This is a genomic window from Agrobacterium radiobacter, assembly GCF_040801995.1.
GTDB classification, from domain to species: Bacteria; Pseudomonadota; Alphaproteobacteria; order Rhizobiales; family Rhizobiaceae; genus Agrobacterium; species Agrobacterium radiobacter.
In genome coordinates, this window is record NZ_JBEGHX010000001.1 from 2,813,550 (window position 1) to 2,839,359 (window position 25,810).

At 59.0% G+C, this 25,810-nt stretch carries 27 protein-coding genes; 14 read left to right on the forward strand and 13 right to left on the reverse strand.

The features are described from left to right. Nucleotides 1–43: 43 nt before the first annotated feature. From MRBLRC7O_RS13820 to MRBLRC7O_RS13835, 4 genes are all read right to left on the reverse strand, one after another. Nucleotides 44–412, reverse strand: coding sequence for a septal ring lytic transglycosylase RlpA family protein (locus tag MRBLRC7O_RS13820; RefSeq protein WP_003503862.1), 369 nt, complete (start codon nt 410–412; stop codon nt 44–46). Between the two features lie 427 nt (nt 413–839). Continuing rightward, on the reverse strand, nt 840–1,712 hold the full coding sequence (locus tag MRBLRC7O_RS13825) for an SDR family oxidoreductase (RefSeq protein ID WP_003503860.1): 873 nt from the start codon (nt 1,710–1,712) through the stop codon (nt 840–842). 3 nt (nt 1,713–1,715) lie between these two features. Further along, on the reverse strand, nt 1,716–2,867 hold the full coding sequence (queG, locus tag MRBLRC7O_RS13830) for a tRNA epoxyqueuosine(34) reductase QueG (RefSeq protein WP_026363808.1): 1,152 nt from the start codon (nt 2,865–2,867) through the stop codon (nt 1,716–1,718). 80 nt (nt 2,868–2,947) lie between these two features. Continuing rightward, the gene (locus MRBLRC7O_RS13835; protein ID WP_003503856.1) at nt 2,948–3,640 is read right to left on the reverse strand and encodes a glutathione S-transferase family protein; all 693 of its coding nucleotides are present in this window, start codon (nt 3,638–3,640) and stop codon (nt 2,948–2,950) included. A gap of 158 nt (nt 3,641–3,798) precedes the next feature. Between MRBLRC7O_RS13835 and MRBLRC7O_RS13840 the strand changes: the two genes are divergently transcribed. Beyond that, nucleotides 3,799–4,605: an undecaprenyl-diphosphate phosphatase gene (locus MRBLRC7O_RS13840; RefSeq protein WP_003503855.1), complete on the forward strand. Its 807-nt coding sequence runs from the start codon at nt 3,799–3,801 to the stop codon at nt 4,603–4,605. A 608-nt stretch (nt 4,606–5,213) separates the two neighbouring features. On the opposite strand, the gene MRBLRC7O_RS13845 is transcribed toward MRBLRC7O_RS13840, so the two are convergent. The 6 genes from MRBLRC7O_RS13845 to dnaN form a co-directional block, all read right to left on the reverse strand. After that, the gene (locus MRBLRC7O_RS13845; protein ID WP_003503853.1) at nt 5,214–6,194 is read right to left on the reverse strand and encodes a complex I NDUFA9 subunit family protein; all 981 of its coding nucleotides are present in this window, start codon (nt 6,192–6,194) and stop codon (nt 5,214–5,216) included. Between the two features lie 120 nt (nt 6,195–6,314). Further along, complete coding sequence (locus MRBLRC7O_RS13850; protein WP_003503851.1) at nt 6,315–6,602, reverse strand: DUF1330 domain-containing protein; 288 nt, start codon at nt 6,600–6,602, stop codon at nt 6,315–6,317. Between the two features lie 17 nt (nt 6,603–6,619). Beyond that, nucleotides 6,620–7,327: an orotidine-5'-phosphate decarboxylase gene (gene pyrF, locus MRBLRC7O_RS13855; protein ID WP_003503850.1), complete on the reverse strand. Its 708-nt coding sequence runs from the start codon at nt 7,325–7,327 to the stop codon at nt 6,620–6,622. A 4-nt stretch (nt 7,328–7,331) separates the two neighbouring features. Continuing rightward, on the reverse strand, nt 7,332–7,928 hold the full coding sequence (locus MRBLRC7O_RS13860; RefSeq protein ID WP_080865751.1) for a histidine phosphatase family protein: 597 nt from the start codon (nt 7,926–7,928) through the stop codon (nt 7,332–7,334). Nucleotides 7,929–8,024: 96 nt separating this feature from the next. Beyond that, nucleotides 8,025–8,618, reverse strand: a complete 594-nt coding sequence (pmtA, locus tag MRBLRC7O_RS13865) for a phospholipid N-methyltransferase PmtA (protein WP_003503844.1) — start codon at nt 8,616–8,618, stop codon at nt 8,025–8,027. Nucleotides 8,619–8,812: 194 nt separating this feature from the next. Continuing rightward, entirely contained in the window at nt 8,813–9,931 is a 1,119-nt protein-coding gene (dnaN, locus tag MRBLRC7O_RS13870) for a DNA polymerase III subunit beta (RefSeq protein WP_003503841.1), read from the reverse strand. A gap of 267 nt (nt 9,932–10,198) precedes the next feature. On the opposite strand from dnaN, the gene rsmI reads away from it, so the two are divergent. The 10 genes from rsmI to MRBLRC7O_RS13920 all read left to right on the forward strand — a co-directional run bounded on the left by rsmI (nt 10,199) and on the right by MRBLRC7O_RS13920 (nt 20,031). After that, a complete protein-coding gene (rsmI, locus tag MRBLRC7O_RS13875; protein ID WP_003503840.1) occupies nt 10,199–11,137 on the forward strand; it encodes a 16S rRNA (cytidine(1402)-2'-O)-methyltransferase in 939 nt (312 codons plus the stop codon). After that, the gene (locus MRBLRC7O_RS13880; RefSeq protein ID WP_003503837.1) at nt 11,127–11,495 is read left to right on the forward strand and encodes a YraN family protein; all 369 of its coding nucleotides are present in this window, start codon (nt 11,127–11,129) and stop codon (nt 11,493–11,495) included. Before rsmI ends, MRBLRC7O_RS13880 begins: the two co-directional genes overlap by 11 nt. A gap of 13 nt (nt 11,496–11,508) precedes the next feature. Next, on the forward strand, nt 11,509–12,069 hold the full coding sequence (locus MRBLRC7O_RS13885) for a sugar O-acetyltransferase (RefSeq protein WP_003503835.1): 561 nt from the start codon (nt 11,509–11,511) through the stop codon (nt 12,067–12,069). A gap of 108 nt (nt 12,070–12,177) precedes the next feature. After that, entirely contained in the window at nt 12,178–13,476 is a 1,299-nt protein-coding gene (locus tag MRBLRC7O_RS13890; RefSeq protein ID WP_003503832.1) for an extracellular solute-binding protein, read from the forward strand. Between the two features lie 83 nt (nt 13,477–13,559). Beyond that, nucleotides 13,560–14,525, forward strand: a complete 966-nt coding sequence (locus MRBLRC7O_RS13895; protein WP_003503830.1) for an ABC transporter permease — start codon at nt 13,560–13,562, stop codon at nt 14,523–14,525. A gap of 10 nt (nt 14,526–14,535) precedes the next feature. After that, nucleotides 14,536–15,378, forward strand: coding sequence for a sn-glycerol-3-phosphate ABC transporter permease UgpE (gene ugpE / locus MRBLRC7O_RS13900; RefSeq protein WP_003503828.1), 843 nt, complete (start codon nt 14,536–14,538; stop codon nt 15,376–15,378). Between the two features lie 10 nt (nt 15,379–15,388). Next, complete coding sequence (locus MRBLRC7O_RS13905) at nt 15,389–16,489, forward strand: sn-glycerol-3-phosphate import ATP-binding protein UgpC (protein ID WP_003503827.1); 1,101 nt, start codon at nt 15,389–15,391, stop codon at nt 16,487–16,489. A 109-nt stretch (nt 16,490–16,598) separates the two neighbouring features. Continuing rightward, nucleotides 16,599–17,111 carry a cupin domain-containing protein gene (locus MRBLRC7O_RS13910; RefSeq protein WP_080865754.1) on the forward strand — a complete coding sequence of 171 codons (513 nt, stop codon included), beginning with the start codon at nt 16,599–16,601 and terminating at the stop codon, nt 17,109–17,111. Between the two features lie 244 nt (nt 17,112–17,355). Next, nucleotides 17,356–18,315, forward strand: coding sequence for a glutathione synthase (gene gshB / locus MRBLRC7O_RS13915; RefSeq protein WP_003503823.1), 960 nt, complete (start codon nt 17,356–17,358; stop codon nt 18,313–18,315). 183 nt (nt 18,316–18,498) lie between these two features. Beyond that, complete coding sequence (locus MRBLRC7O_RS13920; RefSeq protein WP_080865755.1) at nt 18,499–20,031, forward strand: YifB family Mg chelatase-like AAA ATPase; 1,533 nt, start codon at nt 18,499–18,501, stop codon at nt 20,029–20,031. Between the two features lie 112 nt (nt 20,032–20,143). Here the strand turns inward: MRBLRC7O_RS13920 and cysK are convergent, their stop codons facing one another. The 3 genes from cysK to dut all read right to left on the reverse strand — a co-directional run bounded on the left by cysK (nt 20,144) and on the right by dut (nt 22,484). Beyond that, on the reverse strand, nt 20,144–21,112 hold the full coding sequence (gene cysK, locus MRBLRC7O_RS13925) for a cysteine synthase A (protein WP_080865757.1): 969 nt from the start codon (nt 21,110–21,112) through the stop codon (nt 20,144–20,146). A gap of 141 nt (nt 21,113–21,253) precedes the next feature. After that, complete coding sequence (locus MRBLRC7O_RS13930) at nt 21,254–21,871, reverse strand: LysE family translocator (RefSeq protein WP_080866513.1); 618 nt, start codon at nt 21,869–21,871, stop codon at nt 21,254–21,256. A gap of 142 nt (nt 21,872–22,013) precedes the next feature. After that, nucleotides 22,014–22,484, reverse strand: a complete 471-nt coding sequence (dut, locus tag MRBLRC7O_RS13935; RefSeq protein WP_020812296.1) for a dUTP diphosphatase — start codon at nt 22,482–22,484, stop codon at nt 22,014–22,016. Nucleotides 22,485–22,574: 90 nt separating this feature from the next. Between dut and MRBLRC7O_RS13940 the strand changes: the two genes are divergently transcribed. The 3 genes from MRBLRC7O_RS13940 to MRBLRC7O_RS13950 all read left to right on the forward strand — a co-directional run bounded on the left by MRBLRC7O_RS13940 (nt 22,575) and on the right by MRBLRC7O_RS13950 (nt 25,804). Continuing rightward, nucleotides 22,575–24,158 (forward strand): peptide chain release factor 3, encoded by a 1,584-nt coding sequence (locus MRBLRC7O_RS13940; RefSeq protein ID WP_003503817.1) that lies wholly within the window; start codon nt 22,575–22,577, stop codon nt 24,156–24,158. A 69-nt stretch (nt 24,159–24,227) separates the two neighbouring features. Next, the gene (gene coaBC / locus MRBLRC7O_RS13945; protein WP_020811189.1) at nt 24,228–25,433 is read left to right on the forward strand and encodes a bifunctional phosphopantothenoylcysteine decarboxylase/phosphopantothenate--cysteine ligase CoaBC; all 1,206 of its coding nucleotides are present in this window, start codon (nt 24,228–24,230) and stop codon (nt 25,431–25,433) included. Further along, complete coding sequence (locus MRBLRC7O_RS13950) at nt 25,430–25,804, forward strand: MmcQ/YjbR family DNA-binding protein (protein ID WP_003503813.1); 375 nt, start codon at nt 25,430–25,432, stop codon at nt 25,802–25,804. The genes coaBC and MRBLRC7O_RS13950 overlap by 4 nt, the downstream gene beginning before the upstream one ends. Nucleotides 25,805–25,810 lie beyond the last annotated feature (6 nt).

Below are 25,810 nucleotides of genomic sequence, written 5' to 3' on the forward strand. Positions count from 1 at the left end.
GATAAGCCCGGTTGGTAGACGCGAATGGCGGCGAGGGCAAGGCTCAATCGGCCTTGACGATCTCGTAGCAAACCTTGGCGGTGCCGGAGTTGATCATGCCGATGTTCTTGGCGGCCGCCTTGGAAAGATCGAGAACGCGACCCTTGATGAACGGCCCGCGGTCGTTGATGCGCACCACAACGGCCTTGCCATTGCGGGCATTGGTCACCTTGACCTTGGTGCCGAACCGCAGCGAGCGGTGGGCGGCGGTCAGGTTGGCGGCGTTCATGCGCTCGCCAGAAGCAGTCTTGGAGGTCAACGCATACCACGATGCGCCTCCACAACCATTTGCCGCATTCGCCTGAAGAGGCGCAATGATGGAACAGGCGGCGATAGTTGCAGCGGTGAAAGTTATACGACGGATATTCAACAAACTGTGCTTCCCTGAAAATCGGCCCCGCGCCGATTGATTGTGCCCTTGCTAAACGGCCATGAACTGGCCTGAACGCCTTTTGATGCGAGATTGTAGGGCGAGGGAAAAATGGCGAAAAAAAGCTGATCTCAAATCACGAACTGTTACAGTCTGTAATATTCGTGATCGTTAGCCGGAAAGGCGTCGCCTGGCCATCCCTGTCACAATTCGGAAAAAATAATGCAGAATCAACGCTCAATGGAAATGTTGTTGCAAGTCACGGCTTCGTGAATCCACTTCACGAAATGTGAGTGAAATATTTTTCTAATGACTACGATTTTAGTGATTTTTGGATGGTTAATAAAGTCCTAATTAGCTGAAATAAGACGAAAACCATCCGCAAAAGCCGGATTGGAAGGATTTTTCATCGCTTTCGATGGGACCATTCTCAGCCTCGCCAGAGGCCGTTTTCCCACAATTGTTTCAGGGAGAGTCTGTACTCCGGAAAGCGGAAATCGAAGCCAAGATCGCGTATTCTGGCGTTCGAAACGCGCTTGTTCTCGCCATAGAAAGAGCGCGCCATCGGCGTCAGATCGGCGGTTTCAAAAGCCTGCTCGGGCGGCGGTTCCACGCCCATCAGCGTCGCTGCGAAGCTCACCACATCCTGCGGCGGGCAGGGTTCATCATCTGTCACGTTGAAGATACCGCGTTCGTTTTTTTGTGCCAGAAAGGCAAGTGCGGCACCGATATCCTCGACGCGGATGCGATTGAACACCTGGTCCTTCTTCACAAGCCGCCGCGCAGTTCCCTTCTCGAAATTCATGAAGGCATTACGTCCCGGGCCATAAATTCCGGACAGGCGCAGGACGGAAAGCGGCACATTCGCCTTTTGGGCTGCTTCAGTCCAGGCAGCCTCAGCGGCTACCCGTTCCACGGAGCGCGCGGAAACAGGGCGGCAGGGTGTCGTCTCGTCCACCCAGGCGCCGTGATGGTCGCCATAAACACCGACGGTGGAAAGATAAGCGACCCATGTCAGATTGGGCAGGAACTTTTTCAGATCGCCGCCCAGAAGCGCAAGCAACGGATCGCCATCCTTGCCCGGCGCGACGGATTGTACGAGATGCGTCACATTGCCCATGGCGGCGATGAGCTCGTCATTGAGATGGACCCCGTCAAAGAGGAACGGCGTCATGCCCGCTGTGGCGAGGCTTGCGAACTTGTCTTTGCTGCGTGTGGTGCCGGAAAGGCTTGCGGCCTCGGGTTTCAGCGCGTTTGCAATGGCCTTGCCCGAATATCCCGCGCCAAAAATCATCACATGCATGGTTCACGCCTCTGCCAGTTGCCATTCCATTTCCGCCTCCGGATCAGGCTCCGGGGCGCGACCGGCAGAGTATGTACGGAATTCGTCCCTGTCCATAAGCCGTGACAAAGCCCATGCGGCCATGCCGCGCACCTCGGGCGAAGGGTCAGTTTCCGCAAGCGCCTTGCATTGTTCCACGAATTGCCGGTCTGCGGAGTTTCCCGCCGCGATCAGCACATTGCGGATGAAGCGATTGCGGCCGATGCGCTTGACCGGTGAGCCGCTGAAGAAACTGCGAAACGCAGCGTCATCGAGCGTGAGCAGGAAGGCGATGGAAGGTTCCTTCAGATCCTCGCGCGCCTGCAGTTTCATCTCGGAGGCGCTGGCCGCGAATTTGTTCCACGGACAGGCGGCAAGGCAATCGTCGCAGCCATAGATGCGGTTGCCGATCATCGGGCGGAACTCGTGCGGGATCGGCCCCTTGTGCTCGATGGTGAGATAGGAGATGCAGCGGCGAGCGTCCAATTGATAGGGCGCGGGGAAGGCAGCCGTCGGACAGGCATCGAGACAGGCGCGGCAGGAACCGCAATGATCCTTTTCGGCCTCATCGAGACAGAGTTCGGCCGTGGTGAACATGCTGCCGAGAAACAGCCATGAGCCATGGGTGCGGCTTACTAGGTTTGTGTGCTTGCCCTGCCAGCCGAGACCGGCTGCGGCGGCGAGCGGCTTTTCCATCACAGGCGCGGTATCGACAAAGACCTTCACATCTTCGCCGGCGCGCGCGGCAAAACGGGTTGCGATCTCCTTCAACCGCCCCTTGATGATGTCGTGATAATCGCGGTTGCGGGCATAGACCGAAATGGCGGCCTTGTCCGGTTTGGAAAGCAGGTCGCGCGGATCTTCTTCCGGGCCGTAGTTCAGTCCGAACATGACGATGGAGCGCACGTCGCCCCACAGCGTTTTCGGTTCGGCACGCCGTGCTTCCGTTTCCTCCATCCACGCCATCGTGCCGTGATAGCCGTTGTCGAGAAACTGTCTCAGCCGTTCCGGCGCGAGCGGAATGCTGTCTGGGGCGGTGATGCGACAGAGATCGAAGCCGAGCGAAAGCGCTTCCTGACGAACGAAGTCCGTCAGTTTGTGCGCGCGTATCCGCTGCTTTTCGCTCGCGACGTCGATGGTCGTTTCTCCTGCGGGCTATTCTGCGGCATATATAGGCTGAGCCGCAGGCCACAGCAAACAACCAGCAGGACTGGAACTTAGAAATCCAGATCGGCGTAGTGGGAGGAGGGGGCAAGGCGCGGAATGCGCTCGCTCAGGAACGGCCGGAAGGACGGGCGCGATTTCAGCCGCTGATACCATTCTTTGGCAATCGGCGCTTCGAGCCAGTTGATCTCGCCGAGATAGTCCAGCACCGAAACGCCGGCGGCTGCGGCAAGGTCGGCATAGCTCAACCGATCGCCGGCGAGCCATGTGCGCGAACCGGCCAGCCATTCCAGATATTTGATATGCTGGCGGATATTGTTGCGGGCGGTGCGCAGCAGCTTGGAATCCGGCGGTCCGCCGCCCTGGGCCGCCGTCATCTGCAATTTATAGACCCGTTCCCGCACCAGCGGCCGGGTCACGTCATTTTCCATCTTCTGCAGAAACCACTCCGTCAGGCGACGGATTTCCGCGCGCTGAAACGGGTCTTCCGCCAGAAGCCGGCGGTCGCGCTTCAGAACGCCATGCGTTTCGTCGAGAAATTCGGCAAGCACATAAGGCCCGCTCAGCGAGCGCATATTGTCATCGAGATAGACCGGCAGGGTGCCGGCCGGATTGAGCGCCAGAAACTCCCGCCGTCTTTCCCACGGCTGCTCCTCCACGAGATCGGTCTGGAACCCGTATTCCGCAAGGATCAGACGAACGAACCGGGATGCGGTCGACATCGGAGAGTGATAGAGAGTTGGCATCGGTACTCAATTTTTACGATTGGTTGTCATGATCGGCATTTGCCGGAAAACTTTTTCAGTTTCGCTTCATCAAGACGCTATAAGAGCTTGGCTACTTTAAAACAAGTTTAACGCAATTGCCTTCCATTGCCACTTCCCCCTGAAAAGAAGGATACCTCATGGGTGACCAATCGATCATCAGCGCGCTTCTGCTGGGCATTATCGAGGGTCTGACGGAGTTCATTCCCGTTTCCTCAACGGCACATGTGCTGCTGGCCGGGCATTTCCTCGGCTTCAAATCACCTGGCAACACCTTTGCCGTCCTCATTCAGCTCGGCGCGATCCTTGCGATTCTTCTCGTTTATTTTCAAAAGCTTATGTCTATAGCCTTGGCCCTGCCAACCAGCGCCAAGGCGCGTCGTTTCGTGCTGGCCGTCGCTCTCGCCTTTTTGCCGGCGGCGATAATCGGCGCCTTGGCGCATGATTTCATCAAGACCGTGCTGTTTGAAACGCCGATGCTCATCTGCGTGGTGCTGATCATCGGCGGCGTCATTTTGCTTGCGGTCGATCGCCTGCCGCTGAAACCGAAATATACCGACATCATGGATTATCCGCCGTCGCTTGCCTTCAAGATCGGCCTCTTCCAGTGCCTTGCGATGATTCCCGGTACTTCGCGATCCGGCGCTACAATCGTCGGCTCGCTGCTGATGGGCACGGACAAGCGTTCCGCCGCCGAGTTTTCGTTCTTTCTGGCGATGCCGACCATGCTCGGCGCTTTCACGCTCGACCTTTACAAGAACCGCGATGCGCTGAGTTTTGATGACGGCGCGCTGATTGCCGTCGGTTTCATCGCCGCTTTTGTCTCGGGCCTCTTTGTTGTTCGCTCTCTGCTGGATTTTGTGTCGCGTCGGGGCTTTGCGCCCTTTGCCTGGTGGCGCATCGCCATCGGTTCGCTGGGGCTGATCGCGCTTCTGGTTTTCGGCTGAGCCGAGGACGGGAATAACCCTCGTCCGTAATGAACGAACAAAAACAGAAAAAGCGCCCCGGAGAACCGGCGGCGCTTTTTCTTTGAAACTTTTAAAGGCCGATCAGTTGGTGCTGATCGAAGCCGTTGCGCAGGGGTCGACGCCGTAGGCGGGAGCGCAACCGCTCTTGCCCGCTGCAACCGTTCCCGGCGCCATGAAAGAACCCGCCAGAACCACCAAAGCCGCACACGCAAAAAAGAGTGCGATAGATCTGCCCATTTTATTATTGCCTTTCAGACGTTCGTTCGCGCGGATCGTGCCGCCGTGTGTGAAGTGAGGGTTCGGGATATGTTTGGAATGTGGCGAATATCAATAAAGCAGCTTGTTGAATACCGGGTTAATGCGAAGTCTTTTCCACAGTTGCGCTTGTGCCACGCTTGCCTGTGGCGGCCGGACGGCCGTTAACTTTTACCCGGCTTTAGAAATCTGCCTTAGTTCATTCTACACCTCCCCTGCAGTTGAGGAGAAAATGCACGAATAGCGGTTTGGTTGCAATTGAATTGGGCAAAAACAAAAAGCGGGAATGGCTCCCGCTTTCGTTGAAATCGCTGGCGCTGCAGGCCTGAGCTTCAGGCCGCTTTACCTGCGTTTGAGAACTGGCCGTGGGTGCGATATTGCACCATGTAGGACGGCAGGATGGAGGCGACGCGAACGGGGGTGATGCCGATACCCTCCAGCGTCAGGCCGTTCTTTTCCGCCTCGGCGGAGACGACATTGTCCTTTTTCAGCATGGTCACCTGATCGACCGTCAGCGGCGGCTTAATCAGCGGCACCAGCGAAGTGAGCTTGGCGATCGTTGAGGCGATCCCGAAAGGCAGGTCGACAAAAGGACGCTGGCGGTACGTTGCAGCAAGAACCGCCTCAAGACAGTCGCGGAACGTCATCACGTCCTGGCCGCCGAGTTCGTAAATGGCGCCGGGCTTCAGCTTGCCATCGACGCCACGGGCGACGGCTTCGGCGACATCCTCGACATAGACCGGCTGGAATCTGGTTTTTCCGCCGCCGATCAGCGGCAGGAAGGGCATGCTGCGGGCCATCTTGGCGAATTTGTTGAAGAAATCGTCTTCCGGTCCAAAAATGATCGACGGGCGAAGGATCACGGCGCCCGGCAGGATGGAATGGATGGCGGCTTCGGCGCGGCCCTTGGTACGGCCATAACCGGTCGGCGAACCCGCTTCCGCACCGATGGCGGAAATATGCGTCAGCGTGGCGCCAGCATCGCGGGCCGCCTCGGCAATGGCTTTCGCACCGAATTCCTGAACGGCGTCAAAGGTGTTGCGACCGCTTTCGGTCAGGATGCCGACGCAATTGACCACATGATCAGCATCCTCCACGGCTTTGACGATGGAGTCGCGATAACGCAGGTTCGCCTGGGCAAAGGAAATCTGACCAACATTGCCGAGCGGCTGCAGGAAGCCGGCAAGATCGGGGCGACGTACGGCGACACGGATACGATAACCGCGCTTCGCAAGTATCCGCACGACATGCCGCCCGACAAAACCCGAACCGCCAAAAACGGTGACGAGGGGTGGAAGGTTGGCCAAGGTCATGGGAGGCTCCTCAGAAGCTGTCGATAAAGCGTTTTTCAGTCTCTTAGCCCAAAGCCGCGCGCGCGTGAAGAGATGTTGTCGCAGGGCAGGGGCCGGTTTTGGAAATGCGATTGACGCCCGTCAAATTCCTTCGACGATCATCATCTCCGCATCCGCGATTTCCTGGCGGATTTTGGCGGCTGCCTGATATTCGGGGGAGTTGTAGCAATCGATGGCGTGCTGAACTGACGGGAACTCGATGACGACATTGCGGGCACGCGCCTTGCCTTCCAGTTCGGTCAAGGCACCGCCACGGGCCAGGAAATTGGCACCGAACCGCTCGAAGGCGGGCTTTGCCGTCGTGACATAGTCCTTGTAGCGCTCACTGTCGCGTACATCGACGCGGGCGATCCAATATCCCTTTGCCATTTCATCTGCTCCTGTCGTTACTGATTGGCCGGAAAGCTGGCGCGCAGCATGTCATCAAGAATGGCGCGGGCCGCCGCCTTCGGATCTTCCGCCCGAACGATCGGGCGGGCGACGACCAGATGGCTCGAGCCGGCCTTGATGGCGTCGTAGGGTGTCATCACCCGCTTCTGATCACCAAGATCTGCGCCGGCAGGGCGAATGCCGGGGGTAACGACGGCAAGATCCGGACCGAGAATTTCGCGCACGGCGGTCGATTCCTCTGCCGAACAGACGATGCCGCCCATGCCCGCTTCGCGCGCCTGTTCCGCCCGGCGCAGCACCAGCGAACGGGCGTCCGACGCGTAACCGGCTTCGGCCAGATCAACGTCATCCATCGAGGTCAGCACGGTGACGCCCAGCAGGCAGAGGCCGGAACCTTCAGCAGCCTTCACTGCAGCGCGCATGGCTTTGGGGTAGGCGTGCAGGGTCAGCATCGACATGCCCATGCGGGCGATGTTTTCGACACCGGAAGCAACCGTGTTGTCGATGTCGAGCAACTTCATGTCGAGAAAGACCTTCTTGCCGCTCTGCACAAGGTCACGCGCGAATTCGAGACCGCCGGCGAATACCAGCTGGTAACCGATCTTGTAGAACAGAACCTCATCGCCGATTTTCGAGACGATGTCTTCGGCCTGCTGCACAGTCGGAACATCCAGCCCGACGATGAGTTTTTCGCGCGCGGTCATTGTCTTATCCCTGCCATGTTTCCATTGCCGTCCAGTCGCATGTGGGGGACGCGGCTGCAAGTGAAAATTCGGCGATGGAAAAGTGGAAAAGATTGCCGCCGCCGGGCGGCTGGTCCTTGCTGCGGCTGATGTCACGGCCTTCGATATGGCATTTCAGGAGCGTACCTACGCCACCATGACCAACAAAGGCGATCGGTTGCCGCGGATCGTGTCGCTCGAAAACGGCTTTGACGGCCCGGACAATCCGCGCCTGCGCATCGATTGCGCGCTCCCAGCCGTGAAAACTTTCTTCGGGGTTGGCGAAGAACCAGTCCGCCGCCTTCTCGAATTCCGGCGGTGGCAGGAAGCCGGTGGCAGACCGGTCATTTTCATGCATCGCCTCGACGATCTCTATCTCCGCTCCGGAGGTTTCGGCGAGGATGCGGGCGGTTTCGATCGCCTTGGTTTCGGCGCTGGAAACAATGCGGCGCAATGACCGCGCCCAGGGCAGGCGGCTCGCTTCCCGTGCCCGCTCGGCCCCTCTCTCCGAAAGCCCCCATTCGGGAACGGGAACATCCGTATCGATCTTGACCTGGGGATGGGTGATGTAGAGCGCATGCATGGCAATCGGTCCTCAAAGGCGATGGAAAGGGCAAATCAACACCCTAACCATTCGTCGCGACCGGGAAATGACGGCCTTGCCTATCCTGTCGAGCAATCAGGCCCGCGTATAGGTCCACAATTGCGCCGGCGGAATATTGCGCACGATAAAATCGAAATGGCGGATATGATAGAGGTGCGGCTGCGCGACGATCGGGGAGATCGGACCGTAGGATATCTGCACGACGGGACGGCCGTGGGGCACGCGCTTCAGCAATTCGTCAAGAAGCTTGATACGGGCGGCCATGGGGAAATTCAGCATCGGCACGGCGGAGACGACGCTGTCGAACATCTGGCCCTTGTGCTCGCCAAGCGTCGCATCGAGATCGAAGGCGTCGCCATTGATGAAATTGACGCCCGGATAGCTCCTGAGCAGCTGATTGTAGAAATCGGTCGAATATTCGATGGCGGTCAGGTTCTCCGGCTTGATGCCGCGCGCCAGAATGGCCTTGGTGATGACACCCGTGCCCGGGCCGAGTTCTAGAACCGGCAGGCCGGAATGGGGATTGATGACACTCGCCATTTTTTTCGCCGTGATGGACGATGTCGGCACAATGGCCCCGACTTTTTTCGGCTGGCTGACCATGCCCTTGAAAAAGCGGATTTCTTCCTCAAATTTCTGCTCAAGCCGTTGCTTCAGGTTAAGTGCCATAGTTCCCTCAGATGCTTTTGGTCATTATCAAAAAACTGTTACGTACTGTTGATCCCATTTGGCGCAAAAACAAGGCAAAATGTCGTAACTGGAAAAATTCGCTTCCGACGTGAAACTTCTTCGGCCGAATCAAAAAAACGCCGGTGAAGCAGTTCCCCGGCGTTCTTGATGAAACTGATGAGAAATGCGCGTTTTCAAACGCGCATCGGCATCAGAACATAAAGCGCATCATCGCCAGCGGTGTCGCGAACCAGCGTCGGCGAGCCGGCGTCGGCCAGCAGGAAAATCGCGTCTTCACCGGAAAGCTGCGAGGTGATGTCGAGGAGATATTTGGCATTGAAGCCGATTTCCATCGAATCGTTGTCATAACCGACGGCCACTTCTTCCGTCGCACTGCCCGAATCCGGGTTGTTGACGGTCAGCGTCAGCTGGCCATTGGTGAGCGCGAGCTTGACGGCGCGGCCGCGCTCGGAAGAAATGGTCGAGACGCGGTCGACAGCCTGCGCGAAAGTCTGGCAATCGACGCGCATTTCCTTGTCATTGCCGGTCGGGATCACGCGCTGGTAATCGGGGAAGGTGCCGTCGATCAGCTTCGAGGTCAGAACGACCGAACCGATGGTCAGGCGGATTTTCGCATCCGAGACTTCGACGGTGACTTCCAGTTCCGGATTGTCCATCAGCTTCTGCAGCTCGCCGACGGTCTTGCGCGGAATGATGATGCCAGGCATGCCTTCGGAACCGGAGGGCGCATCCACATCGGCGCGCGCCAGACGGTGACCGTCGGTGGCGACGGCGCGCAGCTTCAGGTCGCCATTGCTTTCAATGGTGTGGAAGAAAATGCCGTTCAGGTAATAACGCGTCTCTTCGGTCGAAATCGCAAACTGCGTCCGGTCGATCAGCATCTTCAGGTCGGTCGCCTTCAGTTTGAAGGTGTGGCTGAAGGTGCCGGCGGTCAGGTCGGGGAAATCCGTCTCCGGAAGGCATTGCAGCGAGAACTTCGAGCGGCCGGAGGCAACGGTCATCGAGGAGCCGTCCGGGTTGGTCGCCAGAAGCACCTCGGAACCGTCAGGCAGCTTGCGCACGATTTCATAAAGCAGGTGCGCCGGCACGGTGGTGGCGCCCGCCTGCTCCACCATGGCCGGGGTCGCTTCGGTGATTTCGAGATCGAGGTCGGTCGCCTTCATGTCCAGATTGGCGCCGGATGCGCGCAGGAGGACGTTGGACAGGATCGGGATCGTGTTGCGACGCTCGACAACCCGGTGGACGTGGTTCAGCGATTTCAGAAGGTTCGACCGCTCAAGAGTAATACGCATGGACGCTACCGCTTTCAACCGTTGCGAACCGGCCACCGCCGGATCGGCAAGAAGAGTCTTCACCGGCCGCAAAGCCGGACAATGTGGACGGGCAAAATGGCAGAGTTATTGCAGAAAATGCAAGAGCCGAGTGCGTCTGCCGCCGCTCATTTTGCTGCTATACAGCATGATCCACAGGCTTGAACCATCCATGGAGCTTGTTCGCCGGTTTTCTATTGCCCATAAAGAGGGAAAACCGGAGCGACCGGCCGGGAATGATCGGCCAGAATGATTGGAAGCCGTGTGACGGAAGAAATATCGAACAGCGACAACAGAGACAAGAAGAGCTTCAGGATCGGCACGGCCACCATTGCGGCACGACCGCTGGAGCCCGCCCTTTATCTCGTGGCCACGCCCATCGGCAATCTCGGTGATATCACCATTCGTGCGCTGGAAACGCTGGCCTCGGCCGATGTTCTCGCCTGCGAGGATACCCGCGTCACCCGCATCCTGCTCGAACGTTACGGTATCCGCACCCGCCCGCTCTCCTATCACGAGCACAATGCCAACGAAGCGGGACCGAAGCTCATCGCAGCTCTCGAGGCCGGAAAATCCGTGGCGCTGGTATCGGATGCCGGAACGCCGCTGGTTTCCGATCCCGGTTATCGCCTCGGTCAACTGGCGCTTGAAGCCGGGCATCGCGTCGTGCCGGTGCCGGGCGCTTCTGCGCCGCTTGCCGCCCTCGTCGGCTCGGGCATGCCGAGTGACGCCTTCCTGTTTGCAGGCTTTCTGCCTGTGAAAGATCGCGGCAAGCGCGACCGTTTTGCCGCGCTGGCGAAAATCCCCGCAACCCTGATCTTCTTTGAATCGCCGCATCGTATCGGTGCTTCCGTCAAAGTCGCGTCGGAGGTGCTCGGCCGCGACCGCCGCGCCGTGGTCTGCCGTGAACTGACCAAGACTTTCGAGGAATTCCGGCGTGGCACGCTCGGCGAGCTTGCGGATTATTATGATGGCGACCGGGTGGTGAAGGGCGAGATCGTGCTTCTGGTGGAGCCGCCCTCCTATGATGAGATACCCGATATCGAGGATGTCGAGAAGCTTCTGAAGGATCTCGTCGCCACCATGTCGGCCGCCAAGGCCGCGGGTGAAGCGGCGAAGCTGACGGGCCTGCCGCGCAAGGAGCTTTATCAAAGGCTGCTGGATATGAAGGAAACGGATGGCCGCTGACGGGCGAAGCAATGAAAGGCGCAAAGCCGAACGACGCGGCCATGCTGCGGAATATTGGGCGGCACTTTATCTGCTGCTGAAGGGATATCGCATCCTCGCCATTCGTTATCGCACCCGGCTGGGGGAAATAGACCTCATCGCCCGCAAGAAGGACCTCGTTGCCATCATCGAGGTCAAGGCGCGGTCCTCAGGAGCCGGTGCGGTTGATGCTGTCGGCTTCCATTCGCAGCAGCGCATCCGGGCGGCCGCCGATCTCTGGCTCGCCCGCCGCAAGGATGCCGCGCGGTTTTCACTGCGTTTCGATATTGTCGCGGTCCTGCCGCATCGCCTGCCGCAGCATTTCATCGACGCCTTTTGAGGGGAGGGAAACAATGTCCACCGAACGGGAAAAAATGGCCGCGGGCGAATGGTACAGCTGCATGGATACGGAGCTGGATATATTGCGCTGGCGGGCACGAAAGGCCGTCCACCAGCACAATACGATGCCGCCGGATGAGCGCGGGGCGATTGCACCGCTGCTGCGCACCCTCTTTAATTCTGTCGGGGAAGGCGCATTTCTTGAAGCGCCGTTTCATTGCGCTTACGGTTTCAACATTACGCTGGGCAAAAATGTTTATCTCAATGCCGGCTGCACCATTCTCGATTCCGCGAAGGTCGCGATAGCCGATGGCGCGATGCTCGGGCCTGCTGTGCAGATTTATTGTGCGGAACACCATCTGGACCCGGTGCCGCGGGCGCAAGGCATTGAAATCGCGAAGCCTGTGACGATCGGGCGAGATGTCTGGATCGGCGGCGGAGCGATCCTTCTGGCGGGCATCACCATTTGTGACGGCGCGATTGTCGGCGCCGGTTCGGTGGTGACGCGCAATGTGCCGCCGGGCGTGACGGTGGTGGGAAATCCGGCTCGGCCCATAAAGCGTATAGCCGACTGAGAATTTCGCCAGCTGCTGTAATAAATCTGACATGGAACTGTCAAAGAGGCGTCATCGAACGCCTCTATTCGCATCCTCACCCCAATAAATGGTGGAGAGGATTTAGTAATGTTGAAGAAGATTTCCATGGCCGCAGTGGCCGTCAGCATTTCGGCGACGTCTTCCATGGCTGCTACCAACATCACCTGGTGGCATGGCATGGGCGGCCGTAACGGCGAAGTCATCAACGAAGTTTCGCAGAAGTTCAACGAAGCCCAGAAGGAATGCGCTCTGACGCCGGTTTCCAAGGGCTCCTATGAAGAAGCGCTGGCCAGCGGCATCGCTGCTTTCCGTTCGGGCGAACAGCCGAACATCCTCCAGGTTTTTGACGCTGGCGCTGCCACCATCATCAACGCCAAGGGCGCTGTCATTCCTGCCGAAGACCTCATCAATAAGGCCGGCTACAAGTTCGACCGCGACGCCTTCATCAATGGCGTGCGTTATTTCTACGCTGCCGCTGACGGCAAGTTTGTCGGCATGCCGTTCAACTCCTCCGCTCCCATCATGTATGTCAACGACGAAGCCCTGAAGAAGGCCGGCGTCGAAGCCCCGAAGACCTGGGAAGAGTTCGAGAAGGTTGCGCCGAAGCTGAAGGAAGCCGGTTACATTCCGCTCGTTCAGTCGCAGCTGACCTGGCAGTTCACGGAGAACTTCTTCTCCCGTAACAACATCCAGTTCGCCACCAACAACAATGGTTACGACAGCGTCACTGACACCAAGCTCAAGGTCACCGACCCGAACCTCGTCATGATGTTCGACAAGCTGAAGGACTGGAAGGACAAGGGCCTGTTCGCCTATTATGGTGCCGGCTGGAACGACAACCAGAAGCCGTTCGAAGAAGGCAAAGTCGCTTTCTGGATCGGTTCTTCGGGCTCCTTCGGCGGCCTGCAGAAGACGGCGACCATGCCGTTCTCGGCAACCTTCCTTCCCTACTGGGGCTCCATCAAGGGCGCCGGCACCAACTCCTTCATCGGCGGTGCAGCTCTCTTTGCAATGTCGGGCAAGTCTGAAGCCGAAAATAAGTGCGTGGCTGACTTCTTCCAGTTCCTGACCTCGCCGGAAATCCAGGTCTTCTACCACAAGGCAACCGGTTACGTCGCCATCACCAAGGCCGCTTACGAAAAGGCCAAGGCTGAAGGCTACTACAAGGAAAAGCCGGTTGCGGAAGTCGGTATCCAGCAGCTGTCGCTGCCGGGCGGCGAATGGTCGAAGGGCTACCGCTTCGGTTTCTATCCGCAGATCCGCGCCGTCATGGAACGCGAATATAACCGCATCTTCTCCGGCGAAGTCACGCCGAAGGCTGCTTTCGAGATCATCGAGAAGGAAGGCAACGACATTCTCGCCCGTTTCGCCAAGACGGCCGGCTAATCGGCCCGTTTTAAACCAACGATAGTTGTCGAGCCTCCTTTCCGCCGGAAGGGAGGCTCGCTCTTGGATAAGGAAGCGAAAACGTGGCCTATACATCCTCACAACCGAGCCGATTTTCCGGCCGGTCCGCAAAGCCCGGAAAACCGCCGAAGGCTGCTGAAGCCGGCATGAAGCGCGTGCAGTTCTCCTCGTCCTTCGTGCCATATCTGTTTCTGGCGCCGCAGCTTGCGGTGATCTTCATCTTCTTCTATTGGCCGTCCGTTCAGGCCGTGCAATCTTCCTTTTTTATCGAAGACCCTTTCGGATTCGGCGCGTCCTTCGTGGGCTTCGCCAATTATTCGGATGCGATATTCAGCCCGGAATATCTCGGCATCGCCAAATTCACGGTTGTTTTCACCGTGTTGGTAACCTTCTTTTCGTTGGCGCTCGGCCTTCTGCTTGCGGTCAAGGCTGATGCGGTCATTCGCGGCAGTTCGACATACAAGACGGTGCTGATTTCCGTCTACGCCATCGCGCCGCCTGTCGCGGGTCTCATCGGCATGATGTTCTTCGATCAGCATATCGGCCCCTTCGTGAAGATGGCGGCGTTTCTCGGCTGGGACATGAAGGTCGGCCTCAATTATTTCGATACGGCCTTCGCCATGATCGTCGTCGCGGTCTGGAAGCAGATTCCCTACAACTTCATCTTCTTCCTTTCGGGTCTCCAGGGCGTTCCGGTCTCCGTGCGGGAAGCCGCCTCCATCGATTGCCGCTCGGGCTTTCGCCGGTTCTGGACGGTGATCATGCCGCTTCTGGCGCCCACGGCCTTCTTCCTGCTGATCATCAACATCACCTACGCGCTCTTCGACACATTCGGCGTCATCGACGTGATGGTGAAGGACAAGGCCGCCAACAACCCGATTACGCTGGTCTACAAGGTGTTTCTGGACGGTTTCCGCGGCAATGATATCGGCGGCTCTTCGGCCCAGTCCGTCATCCTGATGCTGGTCGTCTTTGTTCTCACCATCATCCAGTTCCGCTTCATCGAAAAGCGCATCCACTACAATTGAGGGAAAACCAATGTACAAGACAAAACCCCTCGATCATCTGGTGCTGATCATTGGCGCGCTGTTTCTGATCCTGCCTGTTATCGTTGCCTTCATGACGTCCACACACACGGCGGCGGAAATCCACCGCAGCGGTCTGGCGATCGTTCCCGGCGACAATTTCATCGAGACCTACGAAAAGGTCCTGACCCAGAAGGGTGGTTTCACCGGACAGGTGACGGGCCTCAACATGGTGCTGAATTCGCTGATCCTCGGCATCGGTTTTGCTGTCGGCAAGATCGTCCTGTCGATGACGGCCGCCTATGCGATTGTCTATTTCCGCTTCCGTTTTGCAACGCTCGCCTTCTGGATCATTTTCACCACGCTGCTCCTTCCGCTGGAAGTGCGCATCATGCCCTCCTATGAGGTCATGAGCAAACTCGGTCTACTGAATTCCTACACCGGCCTCATCGTGCCGCTTCTGGCGTCTGCGACCGGAACCTTCTATTTCCGGCAGTTCTTCAAATCCATTCCGGAGGAATTGCTGGAAGCCGCCCGCATAGACGGTGCGGGTCCGGTCAAGTTCTTTATCGATGTGATCATCCCGCTTTCCCGTACCATGATGGCGGCGATCTTCATCATCATGTTCGTCTACGGTTGGAACCAGTATCTCTGGCCGATGCTGATGACGAATGACGAAAAATTCTTCACCCTGATGCGTGGCATCAAGTCGATCCTGCAGGTCTGGGTCGGTTCGCAAATTCCCGATTACAACGAAGCTTTCGCGCTTGCCGTTCTGGCCATGCTGCCGCCTGTGATGATCGTCGTGATCTTCCAGCGCTGGTTCATCAAGGGCCTCACCGAAAGCGACAAATAAGGAAACCGAAATGGCCGCGATAGAAATCAGTCAGGTCTGCAAAGACTATCATGGCGGCGTGCGCGCCGTGCATCACGTCGATATCGACATCAGGGACGGCGAGTTCATCGTGCTCGTCGGCCCCTCCGGCTGCGGCAAGTCCACGCTGCTGCGCATGGTCGCCGGGCTCGAGGACATCTCCGAAGGCACGGTGAAGATCGGCGACCGGGTGGTCAACCAGACCGATCCCGCCGATCGGGATATTGCCATGGTGTTCCAGAACTACGCGCTTTACCCGCATATGTCGGTGCGCGAGAACCTGGAATACGGGTTGAAGAACCGCAAGACGCCGAAGGCGGAAATCGATGCGCGCGTGGCCGAAGCCGCGCGTATGCTGCAGCTTGAACCCTATCTGGAGCGCAAGCCGCGCGCCCTTTCCGGTGGCCAGCGGCAGCGTGTCGCCATGGGTCGCGCCATCGTGCGCAAACCGGCGGCTTTCCTGTTCGACGAGCCCCTGTCCAACCTCGATGCCAAGCTGCGCGTTTCCATGCGCGGCGAGATCAAGCGCCTGCAAAAGCGTCTCGGCACCACCTCTATTTACGTCACCCACGATCAGCTGGAGGCCATGACGCTGGCCGATCGTCTTGTTGTGCTGAATGGCGGCCGTATCGAACAGATCGGCGCGCCGCTTGATGTCTACCACACGCCCGCCTCCACCTTTGTCGCCAGCTTCATCGGCTCTCCCGCCATGAACCTGCTGAACGCCGAGTTGCATGGCGATAGCCTTGCCGTCGGTCCGGCGCTCTTTGCGCTCGACGGTTTTGCACCCACCTCCGGCCCGATAACGGTGGGCATGCGGGCGGAAGATTTCCGCCTCGCTGCGGCAGGTGAACAGGGCTTCCCGCTTCGGGTCGATTATATCGAGGAACTGGGTTCGCAGCGTCTCATCCACGGCATGATCGGCGACCAGAGCCTGACAGTTGCGTTCCCGCCGGATGTCGAGGTTCCGTCCGCGCTCTCCGTGACGATCGCGCCGGAAAAACTGCATTTCTTCTCCAGCGAAACCGGCAAGCGCATTGCCGGCAAAGCGGAGCAGCTGGCGGCGCAGCCCGCGCAGATGGCGACGGCCTGAGCGCATCGCAGAAATCGGCGCGATGACTAAAATTGCGCCGATTGTCAAAACCGCTTTGTTACGATCCCGATGATAGAAGACCTCCAATATTTCACGGGGGTTTTCTAATATGTCCTTCAAAATGATGTTCGCTGCCGCGGCAACCATGGCGGTCCGCACAATGCCGATATTGCCGGCCTATTTGCGTCGGTCAAAAGACGAGGCTGTCGTCAGCGCATCCTGCACCGATCTGCGGCTTCAGCCGGCCCCCATCAATCCGGACTGGGTCATTTCCGGTAACCCCCAGGCGCGCGCGGCGGATCACTCCAGAAGCGGCGACCGTGCTTCCAGCACCGCCATGTGGGATTGCACGGCGGGGGAATTCCGCTGGTTCTTCGGCTGGGATGAAACCGTCTATATTCTGGAAGGCGAAGTGCATGTAACCGCGGAAGATGGTTCCATCAGCATCCTGCGGGTCGGCGATGTCGCCTATTTCCCTGCGGGAACATGGGCCACCTGGCGGGTGGATGATTATGTCCGCAAGGTCGCTTTCATGCGTCGCCCGTTCCCCAAGGCGCTGGCTCTCGCCTATCGGGTCAAGAACAAGCTGTTTGCCGGCCGTTCCTATAAGCTGGCGGCCTGAACCCATAAAACCTTCCGATGGGCGGGGCCGGTGCGGCGCCGCCAACGGAATTGTGAAGGTTCAATAAAACTCACACTAACCACCGCTTGCAGCAGTTGCCTTTGAATGGTCGCTGCCCTACATCTTCAGGGTTTTCTGAAGTATTTCTGGGTTTCTCCCGGTACTGCAGGGAAGCTTGAAAAGACGAGGCAATGGGCACGGCGGGCCGGGGAAAGCGTCCGCATGCTGCAAGAGGAACATGCGCATGGCGAAGATCAAGAACGTCGCGATCCAGATGGATCATGTCTCCGGCATCAATATCGCCGGTGACTCCACCTTCGCCATGAGCCTCGAGGCGCAGGCACGCGGATACCGGCTGTTCCATTATACGCCTGAGCGCCTTTCCATGCGCGATGGCAAGATTTACGCCACGGTGGAGCAGATGGAACTGCGCGACATCAAGGGCGACCATTTCTCCCTGTCGGAGCCGGAGCGTGTCGATCTCTCGACCATGGATGTCATCCATCTGCGTCAGGATCCGCCCTTCGACATGGCTTACATCACCTCGACCCATCTGCTGGAACGCATTCATCCGAAAACGCTTGTCGTCAACGATCCCGCCTGGGTCCGTAACTCGCCGGAAAAGATTTTCGTCACCGAATTCGCCGATCTGATGCCGAAGACGTTGATCACCAAGGACGTGGAGGAAATCGCCCGCTTCCGCAATGAAATGGGCGATATCATTCTGAAGCCGCTTTATGGCAATGGCGGCGCAGGCGTCTTCCATTCCGCGCGCGACGACCGCAATTTCTCCTCGCTGCTGGAGATGTTCGGCCAGATGTTCCGCGAGCCTTACATCGCCCAGCAATATCTGCCTGACGTCCGAAAGGGCGACAAGCGCATCCTCCTGGTGGATGGCGAACCCGTGGGCGCAATCAACCGCGTACCGGCGGAAAACGATGCCCGCTCCAACATGCATGCCGGCGGACGGCCGGAACCGACGGAACTGACGGCGCGCGAGAAGGAAATCTGCCGCCGCATCGGTCCGGCCTTGCGCGAGCGCGGTTTCCTCTTCGTCGGCATCGACGTGATTGGCGACTATATGACAGAAATCAATGTCACCTCGCCGACCGGCATTCGTGAAGTGCGCAAATTCGGCGGTGCCGATGTCGCAAGCCTTTTGTGGGACGCGATCGAGAAAAAGCGCGAAGCTCAGGATTTCTGACGCGACCTGCTGCCGATCCAGCTTTGTTCCATGAGCGCAACTAGATGCAACTAAAATACATCGTCAGCGGGAAATTGTTCGCTGGATGTTCTTGTTTTATTCTTTGCCCTGTGGCACGTTGCTTGCGGGTGGCCGCAACAGGGCATGAAGCTCTGGTGATGCGGCCGGTTTGCGGGGCAGGCCATGGTGGCAAGGGTCAATACGGTTGCATTTCAGGGCATAGAGGGTGTGCCCGTCGAGGTGCAGGTCATGGTCGCACCCGGAAAGGTCGGCATCCAGATTGTCGGCCTGCCAGACAAGGCGGTGGCCGAAAGCCGCGAGAGGGTGCAGGCCGCCCTGCATGCTTCGGGTCTGGCGCTGCCGGCGAAAAAAGTCACCGTCAATCTCGCGCCTGCGGATTTGCCCAAGGAAGGATCGCATTTTGATCTTCCCATTGCGCTTGGCCTCATGGCTGCCTTGGGGGCGATACCGGCAGACATGCTGGGACGTTATGTGGTTCTCGGCGAACTCAATCTTGATGGCACCATCGGTACGGTTTCGGGCGCCCTGCCGGCGGCTATCGGCGCCAATGCACTCGGCAAGGGGCTGATCTGCCCGGCTGAAAGCGGGCCGGAAGCGGCCTGGGCCGGAGCCGGCATCGATATTCTCGCCCCGCGCAGTCTCATTGCACTCGCCAATCATTTTCGCGGCACACAGCTTCTCGCGCGCCCGACGCCCGCCATCCGCGCCAATCCGGTTAATCTGCCTGATTTAGCTGACATCAAGGGACAGGAGAGTGCCCGGCGCGCGCTTGAGGTGGCCGCCGCTGGCGGCCATAATCTGCTGATGGTCGGCCCACCCGGCTCGGGTAAATCCATGCTCGCAGCCCGCTTGCCTTCCATCCTGCCGCCGCTGGAAGTGGCGGAGTTGCTGGAAGTGTCCATGGTCCATTCCATCGCCGGCCAATTGTCGGGTGGCAAGCTGTCGGACCGCAGGCCTTTCCGCACGCCGCACCATTCCGCCACCATGGCGGCGCTGATCGGCGGAGGGCTGCGCGCCAAACCGGGCGAAGCTTCGCTTGCCCATCACGGCGTTCTTTTTCTGGATGAGTTCCCGGAATTTTCGCCGCAGGTGCTGGATGCGCTTCGCCAGCCGCTGGAAACGGGCGAATGCATAATTGCGCGAGCCAATCACCGCGTCAGCTATCCGGCAGAAATCCAACTCGTTGCGGCCATGAACCCCTGCAGGTGCGGCATGGCGGGAGAGCCGGGTTTCAACTGCGCCCGAGGCCAGCGCTGTGTAACCGATTATCAGGCTCGCATTTCCGGACCGTTGCTAGACCGTATCGATATCCGCATCGACGTTCCCGCTGTCTCTGCCGCCGATCTCATTCGTCCTGTGGTGGCCGAGCCGAGTGCGGTGGTGGCCGCCCGGGTCGCCCGGGCACGCCTTGCGCAGCAGGAACGCTACGCGGCGGCGGGATTTGCCGCCATTCGCACGAACGCTCGCTGCACGACGACCCTGATAGAAAAATATGCCGAGCCGGATGCGTCCGGGCTGCAATTGCTGCGCGATGCCGCCGAGCGGCTGAAGTTTTCCGCGCGCGGTTATCATCGCATTCTCAAGGTTGCCCGCACCCTGGCCGATCTGGATGGCAAGCAGACGGTTGGCCGCATCCATGTGGCGGAAGCTGTGTCCTATCGTATCGCAGGGGAAAGGCTTACGGCGGCGGCGTAAAAGGTCGCCCTTTGTGCTTTGCCTAAAAACCATTGTGCCGCCAGCGGGGCCGGCGGCACATCGGGATATTCGCTAATCGGATGCGGGATCGCACTGCGCTTGAAAGCCTGGCTTAAAGCCCAAGGCCTTCGAAAAGCGCCGTCGAAAGGTAGCGTTCCGCAAAGGAAGGAATGATGACGACGATGTTCTTGCCGGCATTTTCCTCACGCGCACCAACCTTGATGGCCGCCGCCAGCGCCGCACCCGAGGAGATGCCGACAGGCACGCCTTCCAGCCTCGCCGCCAGACGTGCGATTTCGAAAGCCTCGTCATTGGTGACGGTGACGATCTCGTCATAAATGCCGGTGTCGAGGATGGCCGGGGCAAAACCGGCGCCTATGCCCTGAATCTTGTGCGGGCCGGGGTTGCCGCCGGAAAGAACCGGGCTGTCGGCGGGCTCGACGGCAATCACCTTCACTTCAGGCTTGCGCGATTTCAGCACCTGGCCCGTGCCGGTGATGGTGCCGCCGGTACCGATGCCCGAGACGAGAATATCGACCGTGCCTTCGGTGTCGTTCCAGATTTCTTCCGCCGTCGTCCTGCGGTGAATATCGGGATTGGCAGGGTTTTCGAACTGCTGCGGAATGATCGCGTCAGGCAGGGTCTCGGCCAGTTCCTGCGCCTTGGCGATGGCGCCCTTCATGCCCTTCGGACCTTCGGTCAACACCAGTTCGGCGCCGAGCAGGGCCAGCATTTTCCGGCGTTCAACCGACATGGTTTCAGGCATGGTCAGGATCAGCTTGTAGCCCTTCGCGGCGGCGGCAAAGGCGAGGGCAATACCCGTGTTGCCCGAGGTCGGCTCCACCAGCGTGGTCTTGCCGGGGGTGATCTTGCCCTGCGCTTCCAGAGCTTCGATCATGGCGACGCCGATGCGGTCCTTCACGGAAGCGATGGGATTGAAAAATTCGAGCTTGGCGAGAAGGTTGGCCTTCACGCCCTTCTCCTTCGCCAGCTTGTCGAGCCGCACGATCGGCGTATCGCCGATTGTTTCCGTAATAGAGGAATAGACGCGTCCGCGTCCGGGCTTTCTGGCTTCGGGCATGATATTCTCCTGTGTAAAGACCGCAAGATTTGAGCGGCAGAATAGGAGCAATAGCTTTCTCAAGCTAGCGAACGTTCGTCCTAATATCCCTGAATTACAGGAATAATTTCACGATAAATCGCATAAATGCACGAATTTGTTTTACGTGCTGCGGATCGCGATCATGGTCGCCGTTCCCGCCAGAATGCCCGCCGCCGTGCGGTTGAGGATCGCCAAGGCGCTCGGCCTTTTCAGGAGGTTACGCGCCTTGGCCGCAAGCAGGATATAAGGCAGGAGAACCGCCATCAGCACGACGAAGGTGATGGCGAGAAGTGTCGCATATTCCGAAGGGCCGATCATGCGGATATCGATCAGCGTCGGCACCAGCGCCACATAAAACAGCATGGTTTTCGGATTGCCGAGCGTGATCAGCAGGCCGGAGAGAAAGGACATCGGCATGCTGGTGCTTTTCTTGGCCTTGAGTTCCTGTGGCAGCAGGCCGGCGGTCCAAAGCTTCCAGGCGATATAGAGGAGATAGGCAGCGCCCGCGAATTTCAGCACCATGAAGGCTTCCTGAAAGGTTTGCGCAACGAAGGCGAGGCCCAGTATCACGCCGGTCAGGTAAATCATGTCGCCCAGCACCAGTCCGAGGCCCATGAAGAAGGTTTCCCGAAAGCCTGATCCCAGCGCCCGCGCCACGATCGCCGTCATGCCGGGGCCGGGAATGGCGGCGGCGATGAAGAGGGCTGTTGCATAGGCGAAAAGGGTCGTCAGCGTCATGATCGTGTTTCCCGGAAAATCCGCCAGATCCATAGCGAAATCGCCGGGCAAAGACAATTGGTCACATCCCCCCGTCCTGTCGGAACGGCAGGACGGGGGTCTGATAAAGCGGGCCGCACAGCTTGCCGGCCAAGCGGTGTGGCTAAACGCCGGTGGAGCCGAAACCGCCGGCGCCTCGCGCCGTCTGGGAGGTTTCCGTCACCTCGCTCACGATAACCTGGGTTACCGGCGCAATCACCATTTGCGCGATGCGCATACCGCGTTCGATGACAAAAACGTCCTGACCCAGATTGGCGAGAATGACTTTCACTTCGCCGCGATAATCGCTGTCCACCGTGCCGGGAGAGTTGAGGCAGGTGATGCCGTTCTTGATGGCGAGGCCGGAGCGGGGGCGGATTTGTGCCTCGTAGCCTTGCGGAACCTCGAAGATGAAACCGGTCGGGACCAGCGCGCGTTCACCCGGTTGCAGGGTAAGCGGTTCACCGGTGGGCACGGCAGCGCGCAGGTCCATGCCGGCGGCGCCACGGGTTTCGTAGGACGGCAATTCGAGGTCTGCGCCATTGGCGAGACGGACGAGCCGGAGAAGGGGGCTATTGTCATTTTGAACGGTCATGCGGCATTAGTTTGCCGAGATCGCGGCAAGGTCAATTGCAAATGCGGGCCTGAAACGCTAGATAGCCCGCAATTCCACAGGATTTGTCAGATGGCCGAAACACTTGCCGAGGCGGTCTCCCGCCGCCGCACCTTTGCTATTATCGCGCACCCGGACGCGGGTAAGACCACGCTTACCGAAAAACTGCTGCTGTTCGGCGGAGCGATCCAGCTTGCCGGTGAAGTGAAGGCAAAGAAGGACCGCATCCAGACCCGTTCGGACTGGATGAAGATCGAGCGCGAGCGCGGCATTTCGGTCGTCACCTCGGTCATGACCTTCGAATATAACGACCGGGTCTTCAATATTCTTGATACGCCCGGCCACGAGGACTTTGCCGACGACACCTATCGCACGCTGACGGCGGTGGATGCGGCAATCATGGTCATTGACGCCGCCAAGGGTATCGAGCCGCGCACGCTGAAGCTCTTCGAAGTCTGCCGTATGCGCGATATTCCGATCATCACCTTCATCAACAAGATGGACCGCGAAAGCCGCGACCCCTTCGAGATTCTGGATGAGGTCGAGGAGAAGCTCGCGCTCGATACCGCGCCCATCACTTGGCCGGTCGGTCGCGCCAAAACCTTCTGTGGTGCCTATAATCTCGCCGAAAATACCTTCCGCGGCAACGATACCCAGGTTGACGGACTGCCGGTCAACGGCCCGCAGGCGGTTGCCGATCGCCTGCCGGAAAATGAACGGCAGCTTTTTGTCGAGGAAACGGAGCTTGCGCTGGAAGCCTGCCGTCCTTTCGATCGTCAGGCGTTTCTCGAAGGCCACATGACGCCGGTGTTCTTCGGTTCGGCGCTGCGCAATTTCGGTGTGCGTGACCTCATCAATGCGCTTGGCGATTTCGCGCCGCCGCCGCGCGATCAGGTGGCGGATACCCGCACCGTACATGCGGCTGAAGAGAAAATGACGGCCTTTGTCTTCAAGATTCAGGCCAATATGGATCCGAACCACCGCGACCGCATCGCTTTCGCCCGCATCTGCTCCGGCAAGCTGGAGCGTGGCATGAAGGCGCGGCTTGCTCGCACCGGCAAGCAGATGGGGCTGACCGCGCCGCAATTCTTCTTCGCCTCGCAGCGCCAGCTGGCCGATACCGCCTTTGCGGGTGACGTGGTGGGCATCCCGAACCACGGCACGCTGCGCATCGGCGATACGCTGACCGAAGGTGAAAATCTTGTTTTCCAGGGCGTTCCGAACTTCTCGCCGGAAATCCTGCGGCGCGTACGTCTTGAGGACGCCATGAAGGCGAAGAAGCTGAAGGAAGCCCTGCAGCAGATGGCGGAAGAGGGCGTTGTGCAGCTCTTTTCGCCGGAAGACGGCTCTCCCGCCATCGTCGGCGTCGTCGGCGCGCTGCAGCTCGATGTGTTGAAGGAGCGCCTGATGGGCGAATACGGCCTGCCGGTCTCCTTCGAAATGTCGCGTTTTTCGGTCTGCCGCTGGATTTCTTCCGATCAGCCGGCGGAAATGGACAAGTTCCTCAACGTCAAACGCGGCGATATCGCTCGCGATCTGGACGGCGATCCGGTGTTTCTGGCGCAGGACGCCTTCTCGCTACGTTACGAATCCGAGCGTTTTCCGGCGATCAAGATGGTCGCGATCAAGGAATATCACGTCGCCAAGGCGGCGTGATATTAGCCGGATTGCACTTTGAATGCCAAGGGCTTAGTTTCCCCTGAAACGGGAAACTGGTCCGGCATCATGACGCTTTCAGGCAAACATATTCTCCTCATCATCTCCGGCGGCATCGCGGCCTATAAGAGCCTTGATCTCATCCGCCGCCTGAAAGAGCGCGGCGCGAAGGTGACGCCAGTGATGACGAAGGGCGCGCAGGAATTCGTCACCCCGCTTGCCGTCGGCGCACTGTCCGCCACCCATGTCTTCACAGAGCTCTTTTCCCGACAGGATGAACAGGATGTGGGCCATATCAGGCTGGCGCGCGACTGCGACCTCGTGCTGGTGGCTCCCGCCACAGCCGATCTGATGGCGAAGATGGCGCACGGTCTGGCAGATGATCTTGCCTCCACGATTCTTCTTGCGACGGATCGTAAGGTGCTCGTGGCTCCGGCGATGAACCCGAAAATGTGGTCTGCCAAACCGATGGTACGAAATGTCGAAACGCTGAAAAAAGACGGGGTGTTTTTCATCGGACCCATGGTCGGTGAAATGGCAGAGAAGGGCGAGGCTGGTTTTGGCCGTATGGCCGAACCATTGCAGATCGTCGAAGCCGTCGCCGCATTGCTGGATGAGGGGCCAAAGCCCCTGAATGGCAAAACGGCGATCGTCACCTCCGGCCCCACGCACGAGCCGATCGATCCCGTGCGCTATATCGCCAACCGTTCCTCTGGCAAGCAGGGCCACGCCATTGCGGCGGCTCTGGCGGAGCTGGGAGCAAAGGTCACGCTGGTTTCCGGCCCCGTCACGATTGCGGATCCGGCAGGTGTTGAAACGGTGCATGTCGAGCGCGCCGAGGAGATGCGCGATGCGGTCATCTCGAGGCTGCCGGCGGATATCGCCGTCATGGTCGCCGCCGTCGCCGACTGGCGGGTGACGGGCTCATCGGAACAGAAGATCAAGAAGCAGCCGGGCGATGCGCCGCTGGCGCTGCAGCTGACGGAAAATCCCGATATTCTCAAAACCGTCGGCCATCATGAAAAGCGTCCGACGCTGGTGGTGGGTTTTGCCGCCGAAACGCAGGATATCGAGAAGAACGGCCGGGCGAAGCTGGAACGCAAGGGAGCGGATTATATCGTCGCTAACGATGTCTCGGCGCAAACCGGAATCATGGGCGGGGACCGCAACAGCGTGAAAATCATTTCAGCTGACGGTGTCGAGGCCTGGCCGGATCTCGACAAGACCGAAGTCGCAAAACGTCTGGCGGCACTGATCGCGGAGAAACTCGCATGAGCCTGTTCGATCGCAAGACATTCGACAGGGTGCTTGGCGAATGGCCGGGCGTCCGGTTCGTCGATCAATGGGATTCACATGTCGCCAAGGTGGGCGACAAGGTCTTTGCCGTGCTTGGTGAGCGGGAGGACTGGCGGCTGGTGGTGAAATGCTCGGAAGAGAGCTTCGAGATATTGACCTCACTCGAGGGCATCGCGCAGGCACCCTATTTTGCGAAACGCAAATGGGTGTCGATTGCCGATCATTCACCGCTCGAACAGGAGGAATTGGAGCACTATGTGCGCCGTTCCTACGAGCTTGTCGCCGCCGGCCTGACAAAAAAGCTGCGGGGCGAACTCGGCATCGTGATCGATACCGCGCCCCGTTTATAATTTACG